The organism is Enterobacter sp. MGH 37 (assembly GCF_000534515.1).
Lineage (GTDB): Bacteria > Pseudomonadota > Gammaproteobacteria > Enterobacterales > Enterobacteriaceae > Enterobacter > Enterobacter kobei.
In genome coordinates this window covers 642,349-664,501 of sequence record NZ_KI973206.1, presented here as the reverse complement: position 1 = coordinate 664,501, position 22,153 = coordinate 642,349, and the positions used below count along the sequence as shown (strand labels likewise).

15 protein-coding genes are annotated in these 22,153 nt (G+C 55.0%); 8 read left to right on the top strand and 7 right to left on the bottom strand.

Features of this window, described 5'->3' with window-relative positions:
- Positions 1 to 75: 75 nt before the first annotated feature.
- From sspA to L383_RS08065, 6 genes are all read left to right on the top strand, one after another.
- A complete protein-coding gene (sspA, locus tag L383_RS08040) occupies positions 76 to 714 on the top strand; it encodes a stringent starvation protein SspA (RefSeq protein WP_014885418.1) in 639 nt (212 codons plus the stop codon).
- Positions 715 to 719: 5 nt separating this feature from the next.
- The gene (gene sspB, locus L383_RS08045) at positions 720 to 1,214 is read left to right on the top strand and encodes a ClpXP protease specificity-enhancing factor (RefSeq protein ID WP_014885417.1); all 495 of its coding nucleotides are present in this window, start codon (positions 720 to 722) and stop codon (positions 1,212 to 1,214) included.
- Between the two features lie 453 nt (positions 1,215 to 1,667).
- The gene (locus L383_RS08050) at positions 1,668 to 2,351 is read left to right on the top strand and encodes a DUF1120 domain-containing protein (RefSeq protein WP_023331412.1); all 684 of its coding nucleotides are present in this window, start codon (positions 1,668 to 1,670) and stop codon (positions 2,349 to 2,351) included.
- 120 nt (positions 2,352 to 2,471) lie between these two features.
- On the top strand, positions 2,472 to 3,176 hold the full coding sequence (locus tag L383_RS08055; protein WP_014885415.1) for a fimbria/pilus chaperone family protein: 705 nt from the start codon (positions 2,472 to 2,474) through the stop codon (positions 3,174 to 3,176).
- A 4-nt stretch (positions 3,177 to 3,180) separates the two neighbouring features.
- Positions 3,181 to 5,601: a fimbrial biogenesis usher protein gene (locus L383_RS08060; RefSeq protein ID WP_023331410.1), complete on the top strand. Its 2,421-nt coding sequence runs from the start codon at positions 3,181 to 3,183 to the stop codon at positions 5,599 to 5,601.
- Complete coding sequence (locus tag L383_RS08065; RefSeq protein WP_023331409.1) at positions 5,598 to 6,158, top strand: DUF1120 domain-containing protein; 561 nt, start codon at positions 5,598 to 5,600, stop codon at positions 6,156 to 6,158. Before L383_RS08060 ends, L383_RS08065 begins: the two co-directional genes overlap by 4 nt.
- A 114-nt stretch (positions 6,159 to 6,272) precedes the next feature.
- Here L383_RS08065 and gltD read toward each other — a convergent pair whose 3' ends face one another.
- Positions 6,273 to 7,691, bottom strand: coding sequence for a glutamate synthase subunit GltD (gene gltD, locus L383_RS08070; protein WP_014885412.1), 1,419 nt, complete (start codon positions 7,689 to 7,691; stop codon positions 6,273 to 6,275).
- A gap of 9 nt (positions 7,692 to 7,700) precedes the next feature.
- Positions 7,701 to 12,161, bottom strand: coding sequence for a glutamate synthase large subunit (gene gltB / locus L383_RS08075; protein WP_023331408.1), 4,461 nt, complete (start codon positions 12,159 to 12,161; stop codon positions 7,701 to 7,703).
- 686 nt (positions 12,162 to 12,847) lie between these two features.
- On the opposite strand from gltB, the gene L383_RS08080 reads away from it, so the two are divergent.
- Positions 12,848 to 13,789, top strand: coding sequence for a tRNA modification radical SAM protein MnmL/YtqA (locus tag L383_RS08080; protein WP_155857905.1), 942 nt, complete (start codon positions 12,848 to 12,850; stop codon positions 13,787 to 13,789).
- Here L383_RS08080 and L383_RS08085 read toward each other — a convergent pair.
- The gene (locus L383_RS08085; protein ID WP_023331406.1) at positions 13,769 to 15,271 is read right to left on the bottom strand and encodes a helicase HerA-like C-terminal domain-containing protein; all 1,503 of its coding nucleotides are present in this window, start codon (positions 15,269 to 15,271) and stop codon (positions 13,769 to 13,771) included. The two genes, L383_RS08080 and L383_RS08085, sit on opposite strands and share 21 nt — an antisense overlap.
- Before the next feature lie 137 nt (positions 15,272 to 15,408).
- Between L383_RS08085 and L383_RS08090 the strand changes: the two genes are divergently transcribed.
- Positions 15,409 to 17,049 (top strand): dihydroxyacetone kinase subunit DhaK, encoded by a 1,641-nt coding sequence (locus L383_RS08090; RefSeq protein WP_023331405.1) that lies wholly within the window; start codon positions 15,409 to 15,411, stop codon positions 17,047 to 17,049.
- A gap of 43 nt (positions 17,050 to 17,092) precedes the next feature.
- Here the strand turns inward: L383_RS08090 and L383_RS08095 are convergent, their stop codons facing one another.
- The 4 genes from L383_RS08095 to holC form a co-directional block, all read right to left on the bottom strand.
- The gene (locus L383_RS08095) at positions 17,093 to 18,112 is read right to left on the bottom strand and encodes an NADPH-dependent aldehyde reductase Ahr (protein ID WP_014885407.1); all 1,020 of its coding nucleotides are present in this window, start codon (positions 18,110 to 18,112) and stop codon (positions 17,093 to 17,095) included.
- 83 nt (positions 18,113 to 18,195) lie between these two features.
- The gene (locus L383_RS08100) at positions 18,196 to 18,699 is read right to left on the bottom strand and encodes a GNAT family N-acetyltransferase (RefSeq protein WP_023331404.1); all 504 of its coding nucleotides are present in this window, start codon (positions 18,697 to 18,699) and stop codon (positions 18,196 to 18,198) included.
- 123 nt (positions 18,700 to 18,822) lie between these two features.
- Positions 18,823 to 21,678 (bottom strand): valine--tRNA ligase, encoded by a 2,856-nt coding sequence (locus tag L383_RS08105; protein ID WP_014885405.1) that lies wholly within the window; start codon positions 21,676 to 21,678, stop codon positions 18,823 to 18,825.
- A complete protein-coding gene (holC, locus tag L383_RS08110; RefSeq protein WP_014885404.1) occupies positions 21,678 to 22,121 on the bottom strand; it encodes a DNA polymerase III subunit chi in 444 nt (147 codons plus the stop codon). Before holC ends, L383_RS08105 begins: the two co-directional genes overlap by 1 nt.
- Positions 22,122 to 22,153: the final 32 nt, after the last annotated feature.

Genomic DNA, 22,153 nt, shown 5'->3' with positions numbered 1-22,153 from the left:
ATGGGCGATACAACATCTGGCTGGCCCCTGTTGGGCCGGTAGCAGTAAAAATTCTGAATATACCTGGAGGTTTTCATGGCTGTCGCTGCCAACAAACGTTCGGTAATGACGCTGTTTTCTGGTCCTACTGACATTTATAGCCATCAGGTTCGTATCGTGCTGGCCGAGAAAGGTGTCAGTTTTGAGATCGAGCATGTGGAAAAGGATAACCCGCCTCAGGATCTGATCGATCTCAACCCGAGCCAAAGCGTACCGACGCTGGTGGATCGCGAGCTGACCCTGTGGGAATCCCGTATCATTATGGAATACCTGGATGAGCGTTTCCCGCATCCGCCGCTGATGCCTGTTTACCCTGTTGCGCGTGGTGAAAGCCGCCTGTACATGCAGCGTATCGAAAAAGACTGGTACTCGCTGATGAACGTCATCACCAGCGGTTCCGCTTCTGAAGCCGATGCAGCGCGTAAGCAACTGCGTGAAGAGCTGCTCGCCATTGCCCCTGTGTTTGGCCAAAAACCCTTCTTCCTGAGCGATGAGTTCAGCCTGGTGGATTGCTACCTGGCGCCGCTGCTGTGGCGTCTGCCAACCCTGGGCGTAGAGTTCAGCGGTCCTGGCGCGAAAGAGCTGAAGGGCTATATGACCCGCGTATTTGAGCGCGACTCTTTCCTGGCATCTTTAACTGAACCGGAACGTGAAATGCGTCTCGGCCGAGGCTAATGACTGTGGAAATGTCACAACTGACCCCACGCCGTCCGTATCTGCTGCGCGCCTTCTATGAATGGCTGCTGGATAACCAGCTCACGCCGCACCTGGTTGTGGATGTGACGTTGCCGGGCGTGCTGGTTCCAATGGAATATGCACGCGACGGACAAATCGTACTGAACATCGCGCCACGCGCGGTGGGTAACCTCGAACTGGCCAACGACGAAGTGCGCTTTAACGCGCGTTTCGGCGGTGTACCGCGTCAGGTTTCTGTGCCGCTGGCTGCTGTGCTGGCGATTTATGCGCGTGAAAACGGTGCAGGCACCATGTTTGAGCCGGAAGCGGCGTATGACGAAGACGCAATTCACGTCAATGACGATGAAGAAGCTGGCGCTGAAGGTGAAACGGTCATGTCGGTGATCGACGGCGATAAGCCCGACCATCACGACGACGACGATCCTGATGACACACCGCCGCCGCGCGGTGGTCGTCCAGCACTACGCGTAGTGAAATAAATCCGCTTGCGGCCTGTTTATTAAAAGCCAGTGATATCACTGGCTTTTTTTTATTCTTATTTCAAATAATCGTGACGATAGGTATAAACAAGCATTGTTTATACCTCTTGATTCTTCATCACTTGGTTAATAATTAAATGGATTTATAATTACTGTGAATTATTGTGATTTAAGCCAATATCAAAACAGTGATAAAAGTAAAGGTAAATTTTGGGTAATATTATTTTTTTGATGTTAATCTCTTTTTTAAACGAGTAATTCCTTAATAAATTAAGGAAATAATCATTTTTTTGATATTCTTAATATCAAAATTAATTTTGCTAAATTGCATGTATTTATAAAAATAATATTATGGGCGCATGCTGACAAGCATGACTACAATCAGTAATCGGTAAAGGCATTTACCATTACGTGATTTAATATTGCAATTTCTCGTATGTTAAGGATTAACAAGTGAAAAAAGTATTACTCGCTACCGCCCTTTCTCTGTGTGTAACATCAGCATTTGCTGCTAACCCTACCGCTGTTCTGAAGGTTAAGGGTACGCTGACAAATGCAGCATGTACGCCAACATTAAGTAATGGTGGTACCGTTGACTACGGTACAATTAATCTGGGCACTTTGAGTGCTACAGCGGTTAACCAGCTGGGTCAGAAAAATATCGACCTGACCATTAATTGCACCGCGGCAACGAAAGTCTCCTGGAACATGGTTGACGATCGCAAAGATTCAAACGCGAAACTCGAAGTTGAGAATGGCATGTTTGGTGGGGATTCTCAGACTTCTGAAAGCCAGCTTTATGGTGTCGGTAAAACTGCAGGTGCAACACCAGTGAACATCGGTTCTTATTCACTGTTTGTTAAAACTGACAGCGTAGTGGCTGATGGCGCTACTGTTGATCCAATTTACCAGCAGGGCTCTGCGGGTGTATGGACTAAGAGCAACAACGGTTCTACTCAGGGCGACAATTATCGTGATTTCACCGTTGCGACTGTTGGCTCTTTGGCTCCTCTGGCGTTCGAAACTGCAACCTTCCCGCTGGTAACCTCCCTGGCGATCCAGGATACCACCACGCTGGCGATCACTGATGACACCCAGCTTGACGGTCAGGTAACAATCAGTCTGCGTTATCTGTAAGACTTTTTAATCGAGTAAATGTTATTTAATTACCGGAGAGTAAATGCGCTGCATTTACTCTCTTTTTAACGGCGCGATAAACATGGACTGTTCTGTTGTTGCTTTCAAGGAGATATTATTATGCAAGGTTTAAAATCCACTTTAATTAATACACTTATTACTGCCACATTATTGTCTGCCAGTGTTGCTGTACATGCAGAAGGCATGGTGCCTGAAACCAGTCTGTTAATCATTGATGAAGCGACGCACAGTGGAACGATAAACGTCAAGAATACCGACTCGCACCCTTCACTTTTATATACGAATGTCGTTGATCTGCCGGATGATACCGGTCTTAAGCTTATTGCGACGCAGCCAGTGGTACGTCTTGAGCCAGGTCAGACGCAGCAGTTGCGCTTTATTCTTCAGAATAAACAACCGTTGGACGTTGAGCATTATAAACGCGTCACGTTCGACGGTATTCCACCTAAAAACGATGATAAAAAAATCAAGATCGGTATAAACATTCGCCAGGATATCCCCGTGCTTATTCGTCCGGCATCTCTGGGAGTGGTTACTGATGCCTGGAAGTTCCTTAAGTGGTCTTCAAACGGCGCGTCTGTCACCGTGAAAAACCCTAGCAAATATGTGGTCCGTCTTGGGCAGAACGTAATGCTGCTGCCTTCAGGTGTGAGCGCCACTCTGTCCAAAACCTACATTCTTCCTGGCGAAACGCTAACGGCTGATATGAAAAAGAAAGTCAGCGGTGACAGCAGCGTTAAGTTTTTCCCGGCCAGCCGCTATGGCGTTGAGGTACCGAGCTTTACATCGGAATTAAATAAATAGGGATATGACGGTGATTAAACAAAGCCGCCTTGCATTTTGTGTCCGCGCCATTCTTTGCGGCACATTACCTCTGGTATTACTTGATTCGACATCCGTCCTGGCGAGGGAAGTCACCTTCGATACGGGGATTATGCAAACGCTGGGGTTGAATAAAGATCTCAACCATTACTTCGCTGAAGCACCGCGATTTTTACCCGGAACCCACTCCGTTTCGGTGAAGGTCAATGGGAAAGAGCGAGGAATGGCTGCAGTTCGTTTCAACAAAGATGGCGTGCTTTGCTTTGACAACGATCTCATGGAGTTTGCCGGGCTGATGCCTGTGCCAATAAAGTCCGATGAGGCGTGTCACGATATTCGTGATAACTATCCTAAAGCCATCATCAACGCTTTGCCTAACCAGGAAGCCGTTGAACTCTATCTGCCAGCTGAAGCGGTGAACAGTCTGTCGGGAGATATCAAAAACTTTCAGCATGGCGGAACGGCGGCGCTGCTGAACTATTCATTGTTCAGTACCCATAACGACTATGGTGACAACGACACTAGCCGCTACTCTCAGGCCAGCCTGGAAGCCGGATTCAACACGATGGACTGGGCGCTGCGCAGCCGTTATATCCTGACGGATGACAACGGTAGCCGAAATGCTGAAAGCATTTACACCTATGCAGAACATGTATTTGCCGCGCAGAAGATGACGATGCAGGTGGGTGAAATCAACGCCATGTCTAACGTGTTGAGCGGCGTGCCGATTACCGGCGTGCAGTTTATGCCGACCAGCGGCCTGGCGAAAACAAGCTCTGGCGTGAGTGTTTCCGGTATCGCCCAGTCTTCCCAGGCACGTGTAGAAGTCCGCCAGAACGGGCAGTTGGTCTTCAGTACCCTTGTGCCTGCTGGCCCCTTCACGCTGGATGACGTGCCCGTGGTTCGCAACAATGTGGATCTGGACGTCTCGGTGGTAGAGTCCGATGGTGCGACTAACCGGTTTATTGTCCCGGCGTCTCAGGTAAGGGCGCGCAACCTTTCACGCCCACTGGGGCTGACCCTTTCTGTAGGTCAGGTGCGCAGCATCGAAAGCGAATATAGCGATCCGCTGGTAATGAACATTTCTGACGGCTGGCGCATCTCACCGTGGATGAATCTCCTGGCTTCTGGTGCAGCTGCGGAAAACTACCAGGCAGCAGGCGGCAGAACAGAGTTCCTGATAAACGATGACTGGACTCTTTCAACGGGCGCAGCAGTCAGCAGTGCAAGCTTTGGTGACAGCAGCAGCGGAGTAAAAACCGATCTGCAAAGTGATTATATCCTGAACCAGTATGTCGGTCTTTCAGGCAGTGCGACGCATTACAGCGGCGAGTACCGCGAAATGGCTGACGCAATGGATGACGATTATCAGGGATATGACAATACCTATTCTGGCAACGTTCGTTTCTCCTCCCCTCTGGCGGGGGTGTTTAGCGCAGGGTTCAACTACAACCAGACCAATGGTGGTAGGGATGACTCACGTTATCTCCTGCTGTCCTGGGGCAAGACCTTTTCGTACGCGTCAGTGTCCATGAACTGGCAAAGTGCGGTCGGTAATGTCGATGACGATCAGGACAATGAGATGTTCTACGTCAATGTGAGCATCCCGCTCGGTGGCAGTCAGTCGATCAGTTCCTATATGCGTAAACAGGGTGATAGCACCACCTATGGCGTGTCTAACAGCGGCTCGCTGGGAGACAATACGCACTATTACATCTCAGCCGATCGCGATCAGGATACCAAAGACAACAGCTTCAATGGCAACATCAACACTAACCTCCACTATACGCAGCTAAGCGTGGGGGGCGGAACCAGTGGTGATAATCAGCGGAACTACAGTGCGACATTGTCGGGTGGCGTGGCCATGCATAAAGAGGGCGTGACTTTCTCGCCGTATTCGATTCAGGATACCTTCGCGATTGCCAGACTGAGCGAGAAGAAGAGCGGCGTTGAAATTTCCACTCCGCAAGGCACCGTCTGGACCGATCCATGGGGCCAGGCCGTGGTGCCTTCTCTCAACGAATGGCATAACTCCCGCATAGAAATTGATGCTAACAAGCTGCCGCAGAGTATGACGCTTGCTAACGGCACGAAATATATCGCCGCAGGCCATGCTTCGGTCAGCGAGATTGATTTCAAAGTACTCAACAGCCGCCGCGTCATGCTGAGCGTAAAGCAGGCTAACGGTCAGCCCCTGAATAAAGGGATCTCGATTGTTGATGAGAAAGGTAACTATATCGTGACCACGGTTGATGATGGCCACGTCTTTATTAACGATGCCGATCAGCTGAGCGCCCTCTACGCGCTAGACGGTAACAATAACCGACTGTGTAAGATTGATTACACTCTGGCTGATAAGCGTGACGAAAATGCCTTCTACGAAGAAGTGAACGGAGTCTGCCGATGAACAGTCGACACTTATCGGGCTTAGTAGCCTTGCTGATGCTCGGTATGACAGGGGTAACCCATGCTGAAGACTGCCAGATCAGCCTCTCACAGCCGGTGGTGGATTATCACGAGATGCGTCAGGATACGATCGAAGCGACGCAACAGGACTGGCACAAAATGGCCGATCGTGACATCACGGTCAACGTTTTCTGTCCTCAGACTCAGCAGATGGCGGTGTTACTGCGCGGTACAGCTGGAGATAAGGGGCGGTTTCTTTTTGGGCAGTCCGGTGGTGTCGCGGTCAAAATTGACAACATGACCGTCGATGGCAAAAGTTACAGTGTGGGTAAAACAGTTGATCAGCTAAATTTTACGCCTGAAAACGGTACGCCGACACCTCTCTACCTGCGTAATAACGAGGCGGTGATTGCGCTTGAGAATAACCAGGTTCCTTCCGGCCAGCAGATGAGTTTCAACGTAACGCTCTCGCCGGTTCTCAACGATAGCGCGTTCAGCCATCTGACAGATCAAACTACGCTGGAAAGTGATTTGTCCTGGAGTTTATTGACGAAGTAACCCTTCTCTTCGCGGCACTCCTTAAAAGCGGAGCTGCATGCGGGGTAGGGTGATAATCAATGGCTGTAAACCGCATAAAAAAAGCCGGAGGGTAAATACCCTCCGGCTTTTTTCTTACACTTCCAGGTAGTTCATAATCCCGTCGGCCGCTTTACGCCCTTCGGCAATGGCTGTCACCACCAGGTCAGATCCGCGAACGATATCGCCACCCGCGAAGATTTTTGGGTTGCTGGTCTGGAAAGCGTTATCGCTGCCTTCAGGGGCGATAATACGACCCTGAGAGTCAAGCTCAACGCTGTGCTTCGCCAGCCACTCCATGCTGTGAGGACGGAAACCGAACGCCATCACCACGGCATCAGCCGGGATCACATGCTCAGAGCCTGCGACAATCTCTGCACGACGACGGCCTTTCGCATCCGGCGCACCCATCTCCGTGCGCGCCATCTTCACGCCGCTCACTTTGCCGTTAGCATTCACTTCAATACCCAGAGGCTGGATGTTGAACTGGAATTCCACGCCCTCTTCACGCGCGTTTTTCACTTCGCGTTTAGAGCCCGGCATGTTCTCTTCGTCACGGCGGTAGGCGCAGATGACGTGCGCCGCATTCTGACGAATAGAGGTACGCACGCAGTCCATCGCGGTATCACCGCCGCCCAGCACCACCACGCGTTTGCCTTCCATGCTGACGAACGGCTCGTCGGCGGTTTCGCCGTAGCCCATAATCTGCTTGGTATTGGCAATCAGGAACGGCAGGGCATCATAAACGCCCGGCGCATCTTCGTTCTCCAGGCCGCCGCGCATGGACTGATAGGTGCCAACGCCGAGGAACACCGCGTCGTAATCCTTCAGCAGATCGTCGAGCTGCACGTCGCGGCCCACTTCCACATTCAGTTTGAACTCAATGCCCATGCCGGTGAAGATTTCACGGCGACGGGTCATGACCTCTTTTTCCAGCTTGAAGGCCGGAATACCAAAGGTCAGCAGACCACCGATTTCCGGATGACGGTCAAAGACCACCGCCTTCACGCCGTTGCGGGTCAGCACGTCCGCACAGGCCAGGCCCGCCGGGCCCGCACCGATGATCGCCACGCGCTTATCGGTTTGCTTCACGCCGGTCATATCCGGACGCCAGCCCATCTCGAACGCTTTATCATTGATGTAGCGCTCAATGTTACCGATGGTCACCGCACCAAACTCGTCGTTCAGGGTACAGGAGCCTTCACACAGGCGGTCCTGAGGACACACACGGCCGCACACTTCCGGCAGGGTGTTGGTCTGGTGAGAGAGTTCGGCGGCTTCAAAAATACGCCCTTCGTTGGCCAGCTTCAGCCAGTTCGGGATGTAGTTATGGACCGGGCATTTCCATTCGCAATAAGGGTTACCGCAGGACAGGCAGCGGTCTGCCTGCGCTTTGGCCTGGCCTTCTGAAAACGGCTCGTAAATCTCAACAAATTCAATTTTACGGATCTTCAGCGGTTTCTTTGGCGGATCAACACGCTGCAGGTCGATAAACTGGTATACGTTCTGGCTCATCTGAATTCCTTACTGCGCCTGCACGCGCAGCTCTGCTGCGCTACGACTACGGTGACCCAACAGGGCTTTAACATCGCTGGACTTCGGTTTAACCAGCGCAAATTTCGCTGAGAACGCCGGCCAGTTCGCCAGGATCTCTTCGCCGCGCGAAGAACCGGTATGCTGCACGTGTTCGGTAATCAAACCGCGCAGGTGTTCTTCATGGATAGCCAGCGTATCAACGTCCAGCACTTCCACCAGTTCCGGGTTCACGCGTTTGCGGAACTCACCGTCTTCATCCAGGACGTAGGCAAAACCGCCCGTCATGCCTGCGCCAAAGTTCACGCCGGTTTTACCCAGAACGCAAACAATCCCGCCCGTCATGTATTCACAACCGTTATCGCCAATGCCTTCCACCACGGTGATGGCACCGGAGTTACGCACCGCAAAACGCTCACCCGCACGGCCCGCGGCGAACAGACGACCGCCGGTCGCGCCGTACAGACAGGTGTTACCGATGATGCTCGCTTCGTGGCTGCGGAAGGCAGAGCCGACCGGAGGGCGCACTGCCAGCAGACCACCCGCCATGCCTTTACCGACGTAGTCGTTGGCGTCACCGGTCAGGTACAGCTCAACGCCGCCTGCGTTCCACACACCGAAGCTCTGACCCGCAGTGCCGCTGAAGTGCGCGGTAATCGGATCCGCTGCCAGCCCCTGGTCACCGTGCGTTTGCGCGATATAACCGGAGAGCGACGCGCCCACGGAACGGTCGGTGTTGCGGATATCAAACCAGAACGTCTTGCTCTGCTTCTCGTCCACATACGGTTTCGCCTGCTGCAACAGCTGCGCATTCAACACGCCATTGTCAAACGGTGGGTTGTTCTCGGTGCAGTACACCGGTTTGCCTGGGTGTGGCTGCGCGGTTTCCAGCAGCTTGCTGAGCTCCAGCTTCTGCTGCTTCGCCGTGAAGCCTTCCAGCTCTTTCAGCAGGTCGGTACGGCCAATCAGATCCACCAGACGCTTCACGCCCAGCTGCGCCATCAGCTCGCGGGTTTCCCGGGCGATGAAGTCAAAGTAGTTGGTCACTTTGAACGGCAGCCCGTGATAGTGGTTCTTACGCAGCTTCTCATCCTGGGTAGCCACACCGGTTGCGCAGTTGTTCAGGTGGCAAATACGCAGGTATTTACAGCCGAGCGCCACCATTGGGCCTGTACCGAAGCCGAAGCTTTCCGCACCGAGGATCGCGGCTTTGATGATGTCGAGGCCCGTTTTCAGGCCACCGTCCACCTGAAGACGGATCTTATGACGCAGACCGTTCGCCACCAGCGCCTGCTGGGTTTCCACCAGTCCCAGCTCCCACGGGCAGCCCGCGTATTTCACGGAGGAGAGCGGGCTTGCACCGGTACCGCCGTCGTAGCCGGCGATGGTAATGAGATCCGCATAAGCTTTCGCCACGCCGGTGGCGATGGTGCCCACGCCCGGTTCGGAAACCAGCTTCACGGAGATCATCGCTTTCGGGTTGACCTGTTTCAGGTCGAAAATCAGCTGCGCTAAGTCCTCGATAGAGTAGATATCGTGGTGCGGTGGCGGGGAGATCAGCGTCACGCCCGGCACCGAGTAGCGCAGTTTGGCGATGTACGGGGTAACTTTATCCCCCGGCAGCTGACCGCCTTCGCCCGGTTTCGCACCCTGAGCGACTTTAATCTGAATCACGTCGGCGTTGACCAGGTACGCAGGCGTCACGCCAAAACGACCGGATGCTACCTGCTTGATACGGGACACTTTATTGGTGCCGTAACGCGCCGGATCTTCACCGCCTTCACCGGAGTTGGAGTTACCGCCGATGCTGTTCATGGCTTCGGCCAGCGCCTCGTGGGCTTCCGGGCTCAGTGCGCCGATGGACATTGCCGCGGTGTCGAAGCGTTTGAACAGCTCGGAAGCAGGCTCAACGTCGTCAATGCTGACCGCTTCATCACCCGGATTCAGGGCAATGAGATCGCGCAGCGTCGCCGCCGGACGGTTGTTCACCAGCTCAGCATACTGCTGATAATCGCTGTATTCACCGCTCTGCACCGCCTGCTGCAGCGTGCGCACCACGTCCGGGTTATAGGCGTGGTATTCACCACCGTGAACGTATTTCAGCAGACCGCCCTGATCCAGCGGCTTACGTGCCAGCCAGGCACGTTTGGACAGGTTCACCAGATCCTGCTGGAAGTCAGCAAAACCGGCTCCACCGATACGGCTAAACACGCCCTGGAAGCAAAGATTTGCCACGTCATCATGCAGGCCGACCGCTTCAAAGAGCTTCGAACAGCGATAAGAGGCAATGGTCGAGATGCCCATTTTGGACATGATCTTGTACAGGCCTTTGTTGATGCCGTTACGGTAGTTCAGCATCACAGTACGGTAATCTTTGTCGATCGCGCGGGTATCCACCAGACGGGCCAGCGTTTCGTAGGCCAGGTACGGGTAGATCGCCGTCGCGCCAAAGCCTAACAGCACGGCAAAGTGGTGCGGGTCGCGGGCGCTGGCGGTTTCAACAATGATGTTGGCATCGCAGCGCAGGCTCTTATCCACCAGACGCGTCTGGATAGCACCCACCGCCATTGGCGCAGGCACCGGCAGACGGTTTTTCGCGATATTGCGGTCAGACAGCACCAGCAGAACGGTACCGTTACGCACCATCTGTTCGGCTTTGTCACACAGCGCATTCACCGTCTCTTCGAGGCTCGCGTCGTTCACGTCAAACGTAATGTCGAGCGTGTCGGCGCGGTAGTGCTCCTCGGTCATGGTGGTGAGCTGTTTGAAGTCGGAGTACAGCAGGATCGGCGATTTAAAGGTCAGACGGTGCGCCTGGCCTTCGGCTTCGCAGAAGACGTTCATCTCGCGACCGATGCTGGTGGCCAGGGACATCACGTGGGCTTCACGCAGCGGATCGATTGGCGGGTTAGTAACCTGCGCGAACTGCTGGCGGAAGTAGTCATAAATGATGCGTGGCTGGCTGGAGAGCACGGCAAATGGGGTATCGTCACCCATGGAGCCGACTGCTTCCTGGCCGTTTTCACCGAGCACACGGATAACCGAGTCCAGCTCTTCCGCGCTGTAGTTAAACTGTTTCTGGAAACTTGCGAGCGTATCGTCGTCCAGCTCGCGGCTGCCCACTTCTTCGTCCGACAAATCTTCAAACGGCACCAGACGACGCACGTTCTTCTCCATCCACTCTTTGTATGGATGACGGCTCTTCAGATCGTGATCGGTTTCGGCAGAGTGCAGGATGCGCCCACCGCGGGTGTCAATAACCATCAGCTCGCCCGGACCGACGCGGCCTTTCTCGACCACTTCATCAGGCTGGTAATCCCAGATACCGACTTCAGAGGCACAGGTGATGAGCTTGTCTTTTGTGATGACGTATCGCGCCGGACGCAGACCGTTACGGTCCAGGTTGCAGGCGGCAAAACGACCGTCGGACATAACGATGCCCGCCGGGCCGTCCCACGGCTCCATGTGCATGGAGTTAAAGTCGAAGAAGGCGCGCAGCTCAGGGTCCATATCCGGGTTGTTCTGCCATGCCGGTGGCACCAGCAGACGCATGGCGCGCACGATGTCCATCCCGCCCGCCAGCAGCAGCTCCAGCATGTTGTCCATGGAGCTTGAGTCCGAGCCAGTTTCATTCACGAACGGCGCAGCGTCGTGCAGGTCAGGGATCAGTGGCGTCTGGAACTTATAAGTACGGGCGCGAGCCCACTGGCGGTTACCGGTGATGGTGTTGATCTCGCCGTTGTGCGCCAGATAGCGGAACGGCTGCGCCAGCGGCCAGCGTGGAACGGTGTTGGTGGAGAAGCGCTGGTGGAACAGGCAAATGGCCGATTCCAGACGCAGGTCCGCCAGGTCCAGGTAAAAGCGCGGCAGATCAGCCGGCATACACAGACCTTTATAGATATTGACCAGGTTGGAGAGGCTACAGACGTAGAACTCTTTATCGTCCTGGAGACGTTTTTCAATGCGGCGACGGGCGATAAACAGGCGGCGTTCCATATCGCGCGGACGCCAGCCCGCAGGCGCGTTAACAAAAATCTGCTCAATACGAGGCAGTGAGGAGAGGGCGATTTCACCGAGCACCCCTTCGTTGGTTGGCACATCGCGCCAGCCGACAATCGACAGGGTTTCACGCTGAAGTTCTTCTTCGACGATGCGGCGTGAAGCGGCAGCCTTTTCAGGATCCTGGTTCAGGAACAGCATACCGACAGCGTAGTTTTTGGCTAAACGCCAGCCGCGCTCTTCCGCAACGATACGGAAGAAACGATCCGGTTTTTGCAGCAGCAGGCCACAACCGTCGCCGGTTTTACCATCAGCAAGGATGGCGCCACGGTGCTGCATACGGGCCAGTGCGTGAATAGCGGTACGCACTACCTTGTGGCTAGGTTCGCCTTCTATGTGGGCGATCAGGCCGAAACCACAGTTATCCTTCTCAAGGGATTTATCGTACAACATATCAGTGAACCTCCCCAGGCTCGTCGGGCTTCTCTCTGAACTTTACCGTGGCGCACAGGCGCAGAAAGAGCATGGCGACGGAGTTTGCGCTTCATACGCGTACCTCGCATTCGCCCTCTTTTCATCCTTTCGCGCAGGTAAACAAGTTTGAGGACTTGCTTCAGAGGGAATCTCAATTACTGCATAAATATGATGAGCAGGCCGCTCATCCAGAAAGCTTCCAGCGGATTTCCAACTTATCGGGAATTGGTACACAGGTCAAATGGCAATCTTATTTATCCAAAAATGTGCTAAAGAGTGACTATGTCTTTGTAAATAAAGGGTATTTAACTATTTTTACATTGATTAAAAGCCCTTGTAGACCGCAACGGAGTGTGATCTGTCTCACTATATGTAAGCGGTATTATCAACGTAGCGTGCTGAATAGTGGTTTTAACGCAGAACAATAATCTGGCATGGGTTCTAAACCCGCATAAAGTCACTGTTTTTCAGTGCTGGCGCTATAAATGAAAAAAACAATCAGAACATAAGGAAAAGTAATCACAGGTGGTGTGAATGAAACTGCAGTAATCTTGAGTATTTATTCATATGGATAAAGGCCGTCCTTGGCGATTGATCCAGGTCATCGCCGACAGAGGCTAAAAATGGCAGGCTTGTCCCCTTTCTTCGGGACGGTCTATCAGATTATGCAGTTACAGAAATTAGTCAATATGTTTGGTGGGGATCTTTTGCAGCGCTACGGGCAAAAGGTTCACAAGCTGACGCTGCACGGCGGTTTTAGCTGTCCGAATCGCGATGGCACCATCGGGCGCGGTGGCTGCACTTTCTGTAACGTGGCCTCCTTTGCTGACGAAGCTCAGCAGCATAAATCTATTGCAGAGCAGCTCGCACATCAGGCCAGCCGGGTTAACCGCGCAAAGCAGTATCTGGCCTATTTCCAGGCGTACACCAGTACCTGGGCGGAAGTGCAGGTGCTGCGGTCCATGTATCAGCAGGCAGTCACGCAGGCGAACATTGTGGCGTTGTGCGTCGGTACGCGTCCGGACTGTGTGCCGGAGGCGGTGCTGGACTTGCTCAGCGAGTATAAGGAGCAAGGCTACGAGATCTGGCTGGAACTGGGCTTGCAGACCGCACATGATAAAACCCTGCACCGCATTAACCGTGGCCATGATTTCGCCTGTTACCAGCGCACCACACGCCTCGCGCGCGCGCGTGGGTTGAAGGTCTGTTCACACCTGATTGTCGGTCTCCCTGGCGAAGGGCAGCAGCACGGCCTGGAGACGCTGGAAAAGGTCGTTGAGACCGGCGTGGACGGTATCAAGCTGCATCCGCTGCACATCGTTACGGGAAGCATTATGGCGAAAGCCTGGCAAGCGGGGCGGTTAAGCGGTATTGAGCTTGAGGACTATACGGTGACCGCGGGGGAGATGATTCGCCACACGCCGCCGGAGATTGTTTACCACCGCATCTCGGCCAGCGCCCGCCGTCCAACGCTTCTGGCACCGCTCTGGTGTGAGAACCGCTGGACGGGCATGGTGGAAATTGACCGCTATCTGCAGCAAAACGGCGTACAGGGTTCGGCGCTGGGGCGCCCGTGGGTTCCTCGTCTACCGGCGACGGCCGCCTAACAAACTCCCCAGCATGCCGCGTACAATCTGATTGGTGACCTGCCGCGCCGCGCTTTTCGCCATGGTTTGCACCACGCCGTCGCGTTTGCCGCCGCGCGGACCGGTGCTGCCAAACAGAATGTCTTTGAGCCCACCGAGAATGCCGTCATCTACGGCGACGGACTGCCCTTTTGCGGCAGGGGCATCCTGGGACTCCGTTGTTGCCTGCACGCCTTTTTGCAGCATCTCAAACGCGGACTCGCGATCCACCTCGTCTTCGTACTTACCGTAAACCGGAGAATGGTTAATCAGGCCGTTGCGTTCATCATCAGTGACGGGCCCCATACGCGAGCAGGGCGCAATCACCATCGCACGTTCCACGATGGATGGGCTGCCCTTCGTATCAAGGAACGATATCAGCGCTTCACCGGTGCCCAGCGCCTGAATGGCGGCTTCGGTATCAAAGGCCGGATTCGCACGCATGGTTTGCGCGGCGGCTTTTACCGCTTTCTGATCCTTTGGCGTGAAGGCGCGCAGGGCATGCTGGACGCGGTTGCCGAGCTGCCCGAGCACGTTATCGGGGATATCCGACGGATTTTGCGAGACAAACCAGACGCCAACGCCTTTGGAGCGGATCAGACGGATGACCTGTTCAATCTTATCCAGCAAGACCTGCGGGGCGTCGTTGAACAGCAGGTGCGCTTCGTCAAAGAAGAACACCAGCTTCGGTTTTTCCAGGTCACCCGCTTCGGGCAGCTGTTCATAAAGCTCGGAGAGCATCCACAGCAGGCTGGCGGCGTAGAGTTTCGGCATCTGGTAGAGCTTCTCTGAGCTCAGAATGTTGATGATGCCTTTGCCGCTGCTGTCGGTGCGCATCCAGTCTTTGATATCCAGCATCGGTTCACCAAAGAAGTGTTCGGCACCCTGTTGTTCCAGAGTCAGTAACCCGCGTTGAATCGCGCCGACAGAAGCGCTGCTGATATTGCCGTACTGGTTCTGGAAAGATTTAGCGTTATCCCCGATGTACTGGGTAATGGCCCGCAGATCTTTGAAATCGAGCAGCAGCAGTCCCTGGTCATCGGCGATGCGGAAGATAATATTCAGTACCCCGGACTGGACATCGTTAAGGTTAAGCAGACGGGCGAGCAGCAGCGGGCCGAGGTCGGAGACGGTGGCGCGGACCGGGTGGCCTTTCTCACCGAAGATATCCCATACCACCACCGGGTTGCCATGCGGCGTCCAGTCCGTGATGCCAATATTCTTCAGCCGCTCGAGCAATTTTTCAGAGGCGGTACCCTCCTGAGCCACACCGGTTAAATCGCCTTTCACGTCAGCCATAAAGACCGGCACGCCAATCTCTGAAAGCGACTCCGCCAGCTTCTGCAGGGTGACGGTTTTCCCCGTCCCGGTCGCGCCGGTGATCAGGCCGTGGCGGTTCGCCATCGCGGGCAGCAGATACAGCTCTTTTTCCAGCGTCCGGGCAATTAACAATGGTGTACTCATAATGCGCTTCCTCTCTTAGTCCTGGGTGGAGTATAGGCAACCTGACGGCAAAATGGCTGAGTAAATTGCTGACTTTGCGGCGCATTATCCAGCGCGGACTATGCTTTTGCATACGGTTAACAAAATAGTGGGAAACTATGTCCAGATTCTTCTTTAACGATCGCAAACAGCTGGTCAACGATGCCATTGAAGGCATACTGCTTTCTGCGCCACACGCGAATCTCGTCAAACTCGATATTGATCCTGCCATCAGGATTGTCGCGCGCGGTGACTGGGACAAAAGCCGCGTGGCGGTGATCTCCGGCGGCGGCTCTGGCCACGAGCCCGCGCATGCCGGGTTTGTCGGCAAAGGCATGCTGACGGCTGCCGTCTGCGGCGATCTGTTTGCCTCGCCGAGCGTGGATGCGGTGCTGAATGCCATTGTCGCGGTCACGGGCGATCGCGGCTGCCTGCTGATTGTCAAAAATTACACCGGCGATCGGCTGAACTTCGGTCTGGCGGCCGAGAAGGCCAAACGTTACGGGTTGAAGGTCGAAATGGTGATTGTGGCGGACGATATCGCGCTGCCCGACAACAAACAGCCGCGCGGTATTGCCGGTACGGCGCTGGTGCATAAGATTGCGGGCTATGCGGCGGAGCAGGGGAAATCGTTGAGTGAAGTGCGGGATATTGCGCAACAGGCCTGCGATAACCTCTGGAGTCTGGGCGTGGCGATGCAAACCTGCAACCTGCCGGGCAGTGACGATGAAGAGGGACGCATTAAGCAGGGTCATGTCGAGCTGGGGCTGGGGATCCACGGTGAGCCGGGCGCTTCCGTTGTCGACACACAAAACAGCAAAGCGATTATCGACACGCTGGTGACCCCGCTGAAAGCGCAGGCGGGTGAAGGGCGCTTTGCGGTGCTGATTAACAATCTTGGTGGCGTATCGGCGCTGGAAATGGCGTTACTGACCAAAGAGCTGGCGCACTCGGCGCTGAAAGAGAGTATTGCTTATCTTATTGGCCCGGCCCCGCTGGTAAGCGCCCTGGATATGAAGGGTTTTTCGCTGACGCTGCTGAGGCTCAACGATCTGTTCGAAAAAGCGCTTCATGAAGAGGTGGAAACGCTCGGCTGGCAGAAACCCGTGGCGTTTGCGCCACTGCGTACCGTCGCACATAGCGCCATCCATGACCGCGTGGAATACACTCCGTCGGAAAACCCACAGGTCGAAAAGTCTGTCTCTTTGGTAGCCAGGACGCTGATCCAACTGGAAAATCGTCTGAACGCGCTGGATGCCAAAGTGGGCGACGGCGATACCGGCTCCACCTTTGCGCAAGGCGCGCGGGATATTGCGCAGCGTCTGGAGGAGCATGCGCTTCCGCTTGATGATGTCTCTAAGCTTCTGCTGCTGGTAGGGGAGCGGCTGGCAACGGTGATGGGCGGATCGAGTGGCGTACTGATGTCGATCTTCTTTACGGCAGCCGGGCAAAAGCTGCATGACGGAAAATCGCTTCCGGATGCGCTGCTGAGCGGGCTGGCGCAAATGAAGCAGTATGGCGGCGCGGATCTCGGCGATCGCACCCTGATCGATGCGCTCCAACCGGCGCTGGAGGCGTTGCAGAAAAATGATCTTCAGGCAGCGGCGCAGGCAGCACAGCTGGGGGCAGAAGCAACGGCAAAAATGGAGAAAGCAGGAGCTGGGCGCTCGTCGTATGTGAACAAAGAGAACCTGGATGGCGTGATGGATCCGGGGGCGGTTGCGGTGGCAGAAGTATTTAACGTATTGGCACAGCGGTAAAAGTAGGCCGGGTAAGGCGAAGCCGCCACCCGGCAAACTCACATCAAAAATCCGCTTTCAACACCACGCGATACCGCGCTTTCCCGTCGCGTACGTGCTGGATAGCTTCGTTAATTTTCGACATCGGATAAAGCTCGGTGGTGGGCGCCACTTTGGTGCGTCCGGCGAACTTCATCAGCTTGCGCAACTCGTACGGCGTACCGGTCGCGGAACCGGATACGCTGCGATCCCCGCCGATCAGGGTAAACGCCGGAACCGGCAGAGGCTTCATTACCGCACCCACGGTGTGGAAGTTACCGCCGTAGGCCAGCGCTTCAAAGTATGGCTGCCAGTTGAGATCGACGTTGACGGTGTTGATGATCAGATCAAACTGACCCGCCAGCGCCTTCAGCGCCTCAGGATCGCGGCTGTTCACCACTTTATCCGCACCCATCGCCAGCACTTCCTGTTCTTTTGCCGGGTTCGAGCTGAACGCCGTCACTTCACAGCCCATTGCGTGCAGCAGTTTGATGGCAATATGTCCCAGGCCGCCAATACCAATGACGCCTACGCGGCTGGTCGCAGTGACGTGGTGCATCAGCAGTGGTTTAAAGACGGTGATACCGCCACACAGCAGCGGACCGGCGGATTCAATATCAATGCTCTCCGGCAGGGGGATAACCCATTGCCAGTCGGCACGCAGTTTATCGGCAAATCCGCCTTTGTTCAGAATGGTTGGCACCGCGCCTTCAAGGCAGTTGATCTGGTTGCCGCTGATACAAGCATCACAATGACCGCAGCTGCGTGCCGTCCAGCCAATACCTACGCGCTGGCCGACCTTCAGCCCTTTGTCCTGGGCGGCGCTACCGAGCGCCGCGACGCGACCAATGACTTCATGCCCGGCAATCAGTGGATAGCTCGAGAAGCCCCATTCGTTGTCGATCATCGAGAGATCCGAGTGACAGATCCCGCAGTAATCAACCTGCACTTCGACGTCTTCTGCTTTTAGTTCGCCCGCATCGTATTCGTACAGCTCAAGTTCTGCACCCGCCTGCGGTGCGGCGTAGCTTTTTATCTTCGACATCGTGTTTCCCCCGTTGTGGTGTGAACTGAGAGTGTAGAGCATTCAGTTTACGGCCGCTTAACAGAAGGGGGCAGGAACAAAATTTACAGATTTTTCAGCATTCTCACTTCGCAGTCGACGTGGCCCGTGCAGCCCAGCGGCGCATCGATATGCTCAAAGCCAAGATGTTCATACAGGCCGATGGCCTCTTTGAGGAAGGCGGTTGTTTCGAGGTAACAGCGCGTAAAACCCTGAGTACGAGCATGATCAAGGGCGAGCTGCGCCAGTTTTTTTGCCAGCCCTTGTCCGCGAGCGGACGGCAGGAAATACATTTTCTGTAGCTCACAGATGTCCGGCTCGCTGCAGCTCAGCGGCGCAACGCCGCCACCGCCTACTACCTGGCCGTTCTGCTCTATGACCCAATAGGCGTGGCCCGGTTGGCTGTAGAGCTGAAAAAGCTCGTCAAGATTGGGGTCAGCAACGGTATAGCCTTTATCCGCTGTCAGCCCATACTCCGCAGAAACGGTGCGGATAACGGTGGCAATAGCCGGATTGTCCTGCTCAGTGATCCGACGCATCGTCGTCGCGACGGGGGTAATCACGCTCATAGTATTACTCATGACAAAAATTGACACACAACTGCTGTTAATAGCACCGCAGAAAAGGGAGTGCAAGCGAGGAGTTTTCAGGAAGGGTACCCCTTACGCCCTGAAGCGTAAGGGGTAAAAGCATTACAGGGCAGCAATAACCGCCTGCTGCTCAATCAGCTTGGTCTTCGCATCCGCGAAGGCAACCAGACGTTCACGTTCTTTGGCAATGACCGCCTCCGGCGCACGGGCGACAAAGCCTTCGTTCGCCAGTTTGCTTTCGATTTTGCCAATTTCTACGTCGACTTTCGCCACTTCTTTCGCCAGACGCGCCAGCTCAGCATCTTTGTCGATCAGGCCTGCCATCGGGATCAGCAGCTCGGCGCCGTCGATGATTTTGGTCACGGAAACCGGACCTTTGTCATCTGCAGGCAGCACGGTGATGCTTTCCAGACGCGCCATCGTTTTCAGGAAGGTGCTGTTCTCGTTCACGCGACGCACGGCAGCCTCGCTGCAGCCGCGCAGCAGCAGTTCCAGCGGCTTGCTCGGGGCGATGTTCATTTCTGCACGCACGTTACGTACGGCAACAATCGCCTGCTTCAGCCATTCGGTATCGGCAGCGGCGGCTTCATCAACGCGCGCAGCATCGAATTCCGGGAACGGCTGCAGCATGATGGTATCGGCATTGATACCTGCAATCACCTTCACGCGCTGCCAGATGGTTTCGGTAATGAATGGAATGACCGGATGCGCCAGGCGCAGCAGACCTTCCAGAACGGTAATCAGCGTGTTGCGCGTGCCGCGCAGCTCCGCTTCAGAACCGCCGTTCATCACCGGCTTCGCCAGCTCCAGGTACCAGTCGCAGAACTGGTTCCAGGTGAATTCATACAGAATGCCCGCTGCGATATCGAAGCGGTAGCTGTCCAGCGCCTCACGGAACGCTTTCACGGTCTGGTTGAATTCCGCCAGGATCCAGCGGTCCGCCAGGGACAGGGTCATCTCGCCGCCGTTGAAGCCGCAATCCTGATCTTCGGTGTTCATCAGCACGAAGCGGCTGGCATTCCACAGCTTGTTACAGAAGTTACGGTAACCTTCCAAACGCTTCATGTCCCAGTTGATGTCGCGGCCGGTCGAGGCCAGCGCCGCCAGGGTGAAGCGCAGGGCGTCGGTACCGTGAGACTCAATCCCGTTCGGGAACTGCTTCTCGGTGCGCTTGCGGATTTTCTCTGCCAGCTGCGGCTGCATCATGTTGCCGGTACGTTTTTCCAGCAGATCTTCCAGCGAAATACCGTCAACCATATCCAGTGGGTCGATAACGTTACCCTTGGATTTGGACATCTTCTGGCCTTCATCGTCACGGATCAGACCGGTCATGTAGACGGTATGGAACGGAACCTGAGGCTTGCCGTCTTCGTCTTTGATGAAGTGCATGGTCATCATGATCATGCGCGCAATCCAGAAGAAGATGATGTCGAAACCGGACACCATCACGCTGGTTGGGTGGAACTGACGCAGCGCGTCGGTGTTCTCAGGCCAGCCAAGGGTGGAGAAGGTCCACAGCGCGGAAGAGAACCAGGTATCCAGTACGTCTTCGTCCTGACGCAGCGCAACGTCAGCGCTCAGGTTGTTTTCCTGACGCACTTCGTCTTCGCTGCGGCCAACGTAGACGTTGCCTTCGTTGTCATACCACGCCGGGATGCGGTGACCCCACCACAGCTGACGGGAGATACACCAGTCCTGAATATCACGCATCCAGGAGAAGTACATGTTTTCGTACTGCTTCGGCACAAACTGGATGCTGCCGTTTTCAACCGCTTCCACCGCCGGTTTCGCCAGCACGTCGGCACGGACGTACCACTGGTCGGTCAGCATTGGCTCGATAACTACGCCACCACGATCGCCGTACGGCACGGTCAGGTCGTGAGGTTTAATCTCTTCCAGCAGGCCGAGTGCGTCAACGGCAGCCACAATCGCTTTACGCGCGGCAAAACGTTCCAGTTTCTGGAATTCAGCCGGGATCTCGCTGGAGTAAACGTCAGATTCGTTGCCTTTGGTGTCGTACACTTCTGCGCTTTCACGGATATCACCGTCGAAGGTCAGAATGTTGATCATTGGCAGGGCGTGACGACGACCTACTTCATAGTCGTTGAAGTCGTGCGCCGGAGTGATTTTCACGCAGCCAGTGCCTTTTTCCATGTCGGCGTGTTCGTCGCCCACGATCGGAATACGGCGGTTTACCAGCGGCAGCACTACAAATTTGCCGATCAGATCTTTATAACGCGGATCTTCCGGGTTAACGGCCACGCCGGTATCGCCCAGCAGGGTTTCCGGACGGGTGGTGGCAACGACCAGATAATCTTTACCGTCTGCGGTTTTTGCGCCGTCGGCCAGCGGATAGCGGATGTGCCACATGGAGCCTTTAGACTCGCGGTTTTCCACTTCCAGGTCAGAGATGGCGGTACGCAGTTTCGGGTCCCAGTTCACCAGGCGCTTGCCACGGTAAATCAGGTCTTCTTTGTACAGACGGACGAAAACTTCTTTCACGGCATTGGACAGGCCTTCATCCATGGTGAAGCGCTCGCGCTCCCAGTCCACGGAGTTGCCGAGGCGGCGCATCTGACGGGTAATGGTGCCGCCGGATTCCGCTTTCCACTGCCAGATTTTGTCGATGAAGGCGTCGCGACCGTAGTCGTGGCGGGTTTTTCCTTCTTCAGCGGCAATTTTACGCTCAACCACCATCTGGGTCGCGATACCCGCGTGGTCAGTCCCCGCCTGCCACAGGGTGTTTTTACCCTGCATGCGCTGGTAGCGGATCATGGTGTCCATGATGGTCTGCTGGAAAGCATGTCCCATATGCAAACTGCCGGTGACGTTCGGCGGCGGGATCATGATGCAGAAGGACTCTTTGCTTTCGTCGCCGTTAGGCTTGAAATAGCCCTGCTGTTCCCAGTGCTCGTAAAGCGGCTGTTCGATATCGCGTGGGTTATATGTCTTTTCCATTATTTCCAGGTTGCCGTATTCAGGTTAAAACCAGCCAGGCGGTACGCTTTATAGCGTTCGCGCGCCAGTTGTTTCAAAGATTCTTCGTAAGGGACAAAGTCTACCACTTCTGTGAAAGCGGTGGCAAAATCTGCAAAGTCTGCCCGCAGGCTAATGAGAATATCGCGCGCGCTGCTGTTGCGCTTTTGTGGCCAGGCGATCTCGACCGGGGCGCCACCGCGCGGACCTTCGCCCGACAGGTTATGCGGGACAAAACTCTCCGGTGGGCGGGCCCACAGGGCTTCATCAAGGCGAATCGCCTGCTGTTCATCTTCACAGGCAATCAGAACGCGTTTACCTGCGCGCCAACGTTCTGCGGCAATGTCACACACCAGCTGTTCGACGGCGCTGAGGCCATCCTGATGGGTGTCGTTGTCCAGAAGGTAGAACGTTGCATTCTTCATATATGGGGCTTCTTGTCGTGGATTTAAATGCA

Bases quoted from the DNA above. Each gene is read 5' to 3' on its own strand.
- sspA (WP_014885418.1), top strand. From the start codon at position 76: ATGGCTGTCGCTGCCAACAAACGTTCGGTAATGACGCTGTTTTCTGGT.
- L383_RS08055 (WP_014885415.1), top strand. From the start codon at position 2,472: ATGCAAGGTTTAAAATCCACTTTAATTAATACACTTATTACTGCCACA.
- L383_RS08060 (WP_023331410.1), top strand. From the start codon at position 3,181: ATGACGGTGATTAAACAAAGCCGCCTTGCATTTTGTGTCCGCGCCATT.
- L383_RS08065 (WP_023331409.1), top strand. From the start codon at position 5,598: ATGAACAGTCGACACTTATCGGGCTTAGTAGCCTTGCTGATGCTCGGT.
- gltD (WP_014885412.1), bottom strand. From the start codon at position 7,691: ATGAGCCAGAACGTATACCAGTTTATCGACCTGCAGCGTGTTGATCCG.
- gltB (WP_023331408.1), bottom strand. From the start codon at position 12,161: ATGTTGTACGATAAATCCCTTGAGAAGGATAACTGTGGTTTCGGCCTG.
- L383_RS08080 (WP_155857905.1), top strand. From the start codon at position 12,848: ATGCAGTTACAGAAATTAGTCAATATGTTTGGTGGGGATCTTTTGCAG.
- L383_RS08085 (WP_023331406.1), bottom strand. From the start codon at position 15,271: ATGAGTACACCATTGTTAATTGCCCGGACGCTGGAAAAAGAGCTGTAT.
- L383_RS08090 (WP_023331405.1), top strand. From the start codon at position 15,409: ATGTCCAGATTCTTCTTTAACGATCGCAAACAGCTGGTCAACGATGCC.
- L383_RS08095 (WP_014885407.1), bottom strand. From the start codon at position 18,112: ATGTCGAAGATAAAAAGCTACGCCGCACCGCAGGCGGGTGCAGAACTT.
- L383_RS08100 (WP_023331404.1), bottom strand. From the start codon at position 18,699: ATGAGCGTGATTACCCCCGTCGCGACGACGATGCGTCGGATCACTGAG.
- L383_RS08105 (WP_014885405.1), bottom strand. From the start codon at position 21,678: ATGGAAAAGACATATAACCCACGCGATATCGAACAGCCGCTTTACGAG.
- holC (WP_014885404.1), bottom strand. From the start codon at position 22,121: ATGAAGAATGCAACGTTCTACCTTCTGGACAACGACACCCATCAGGAT.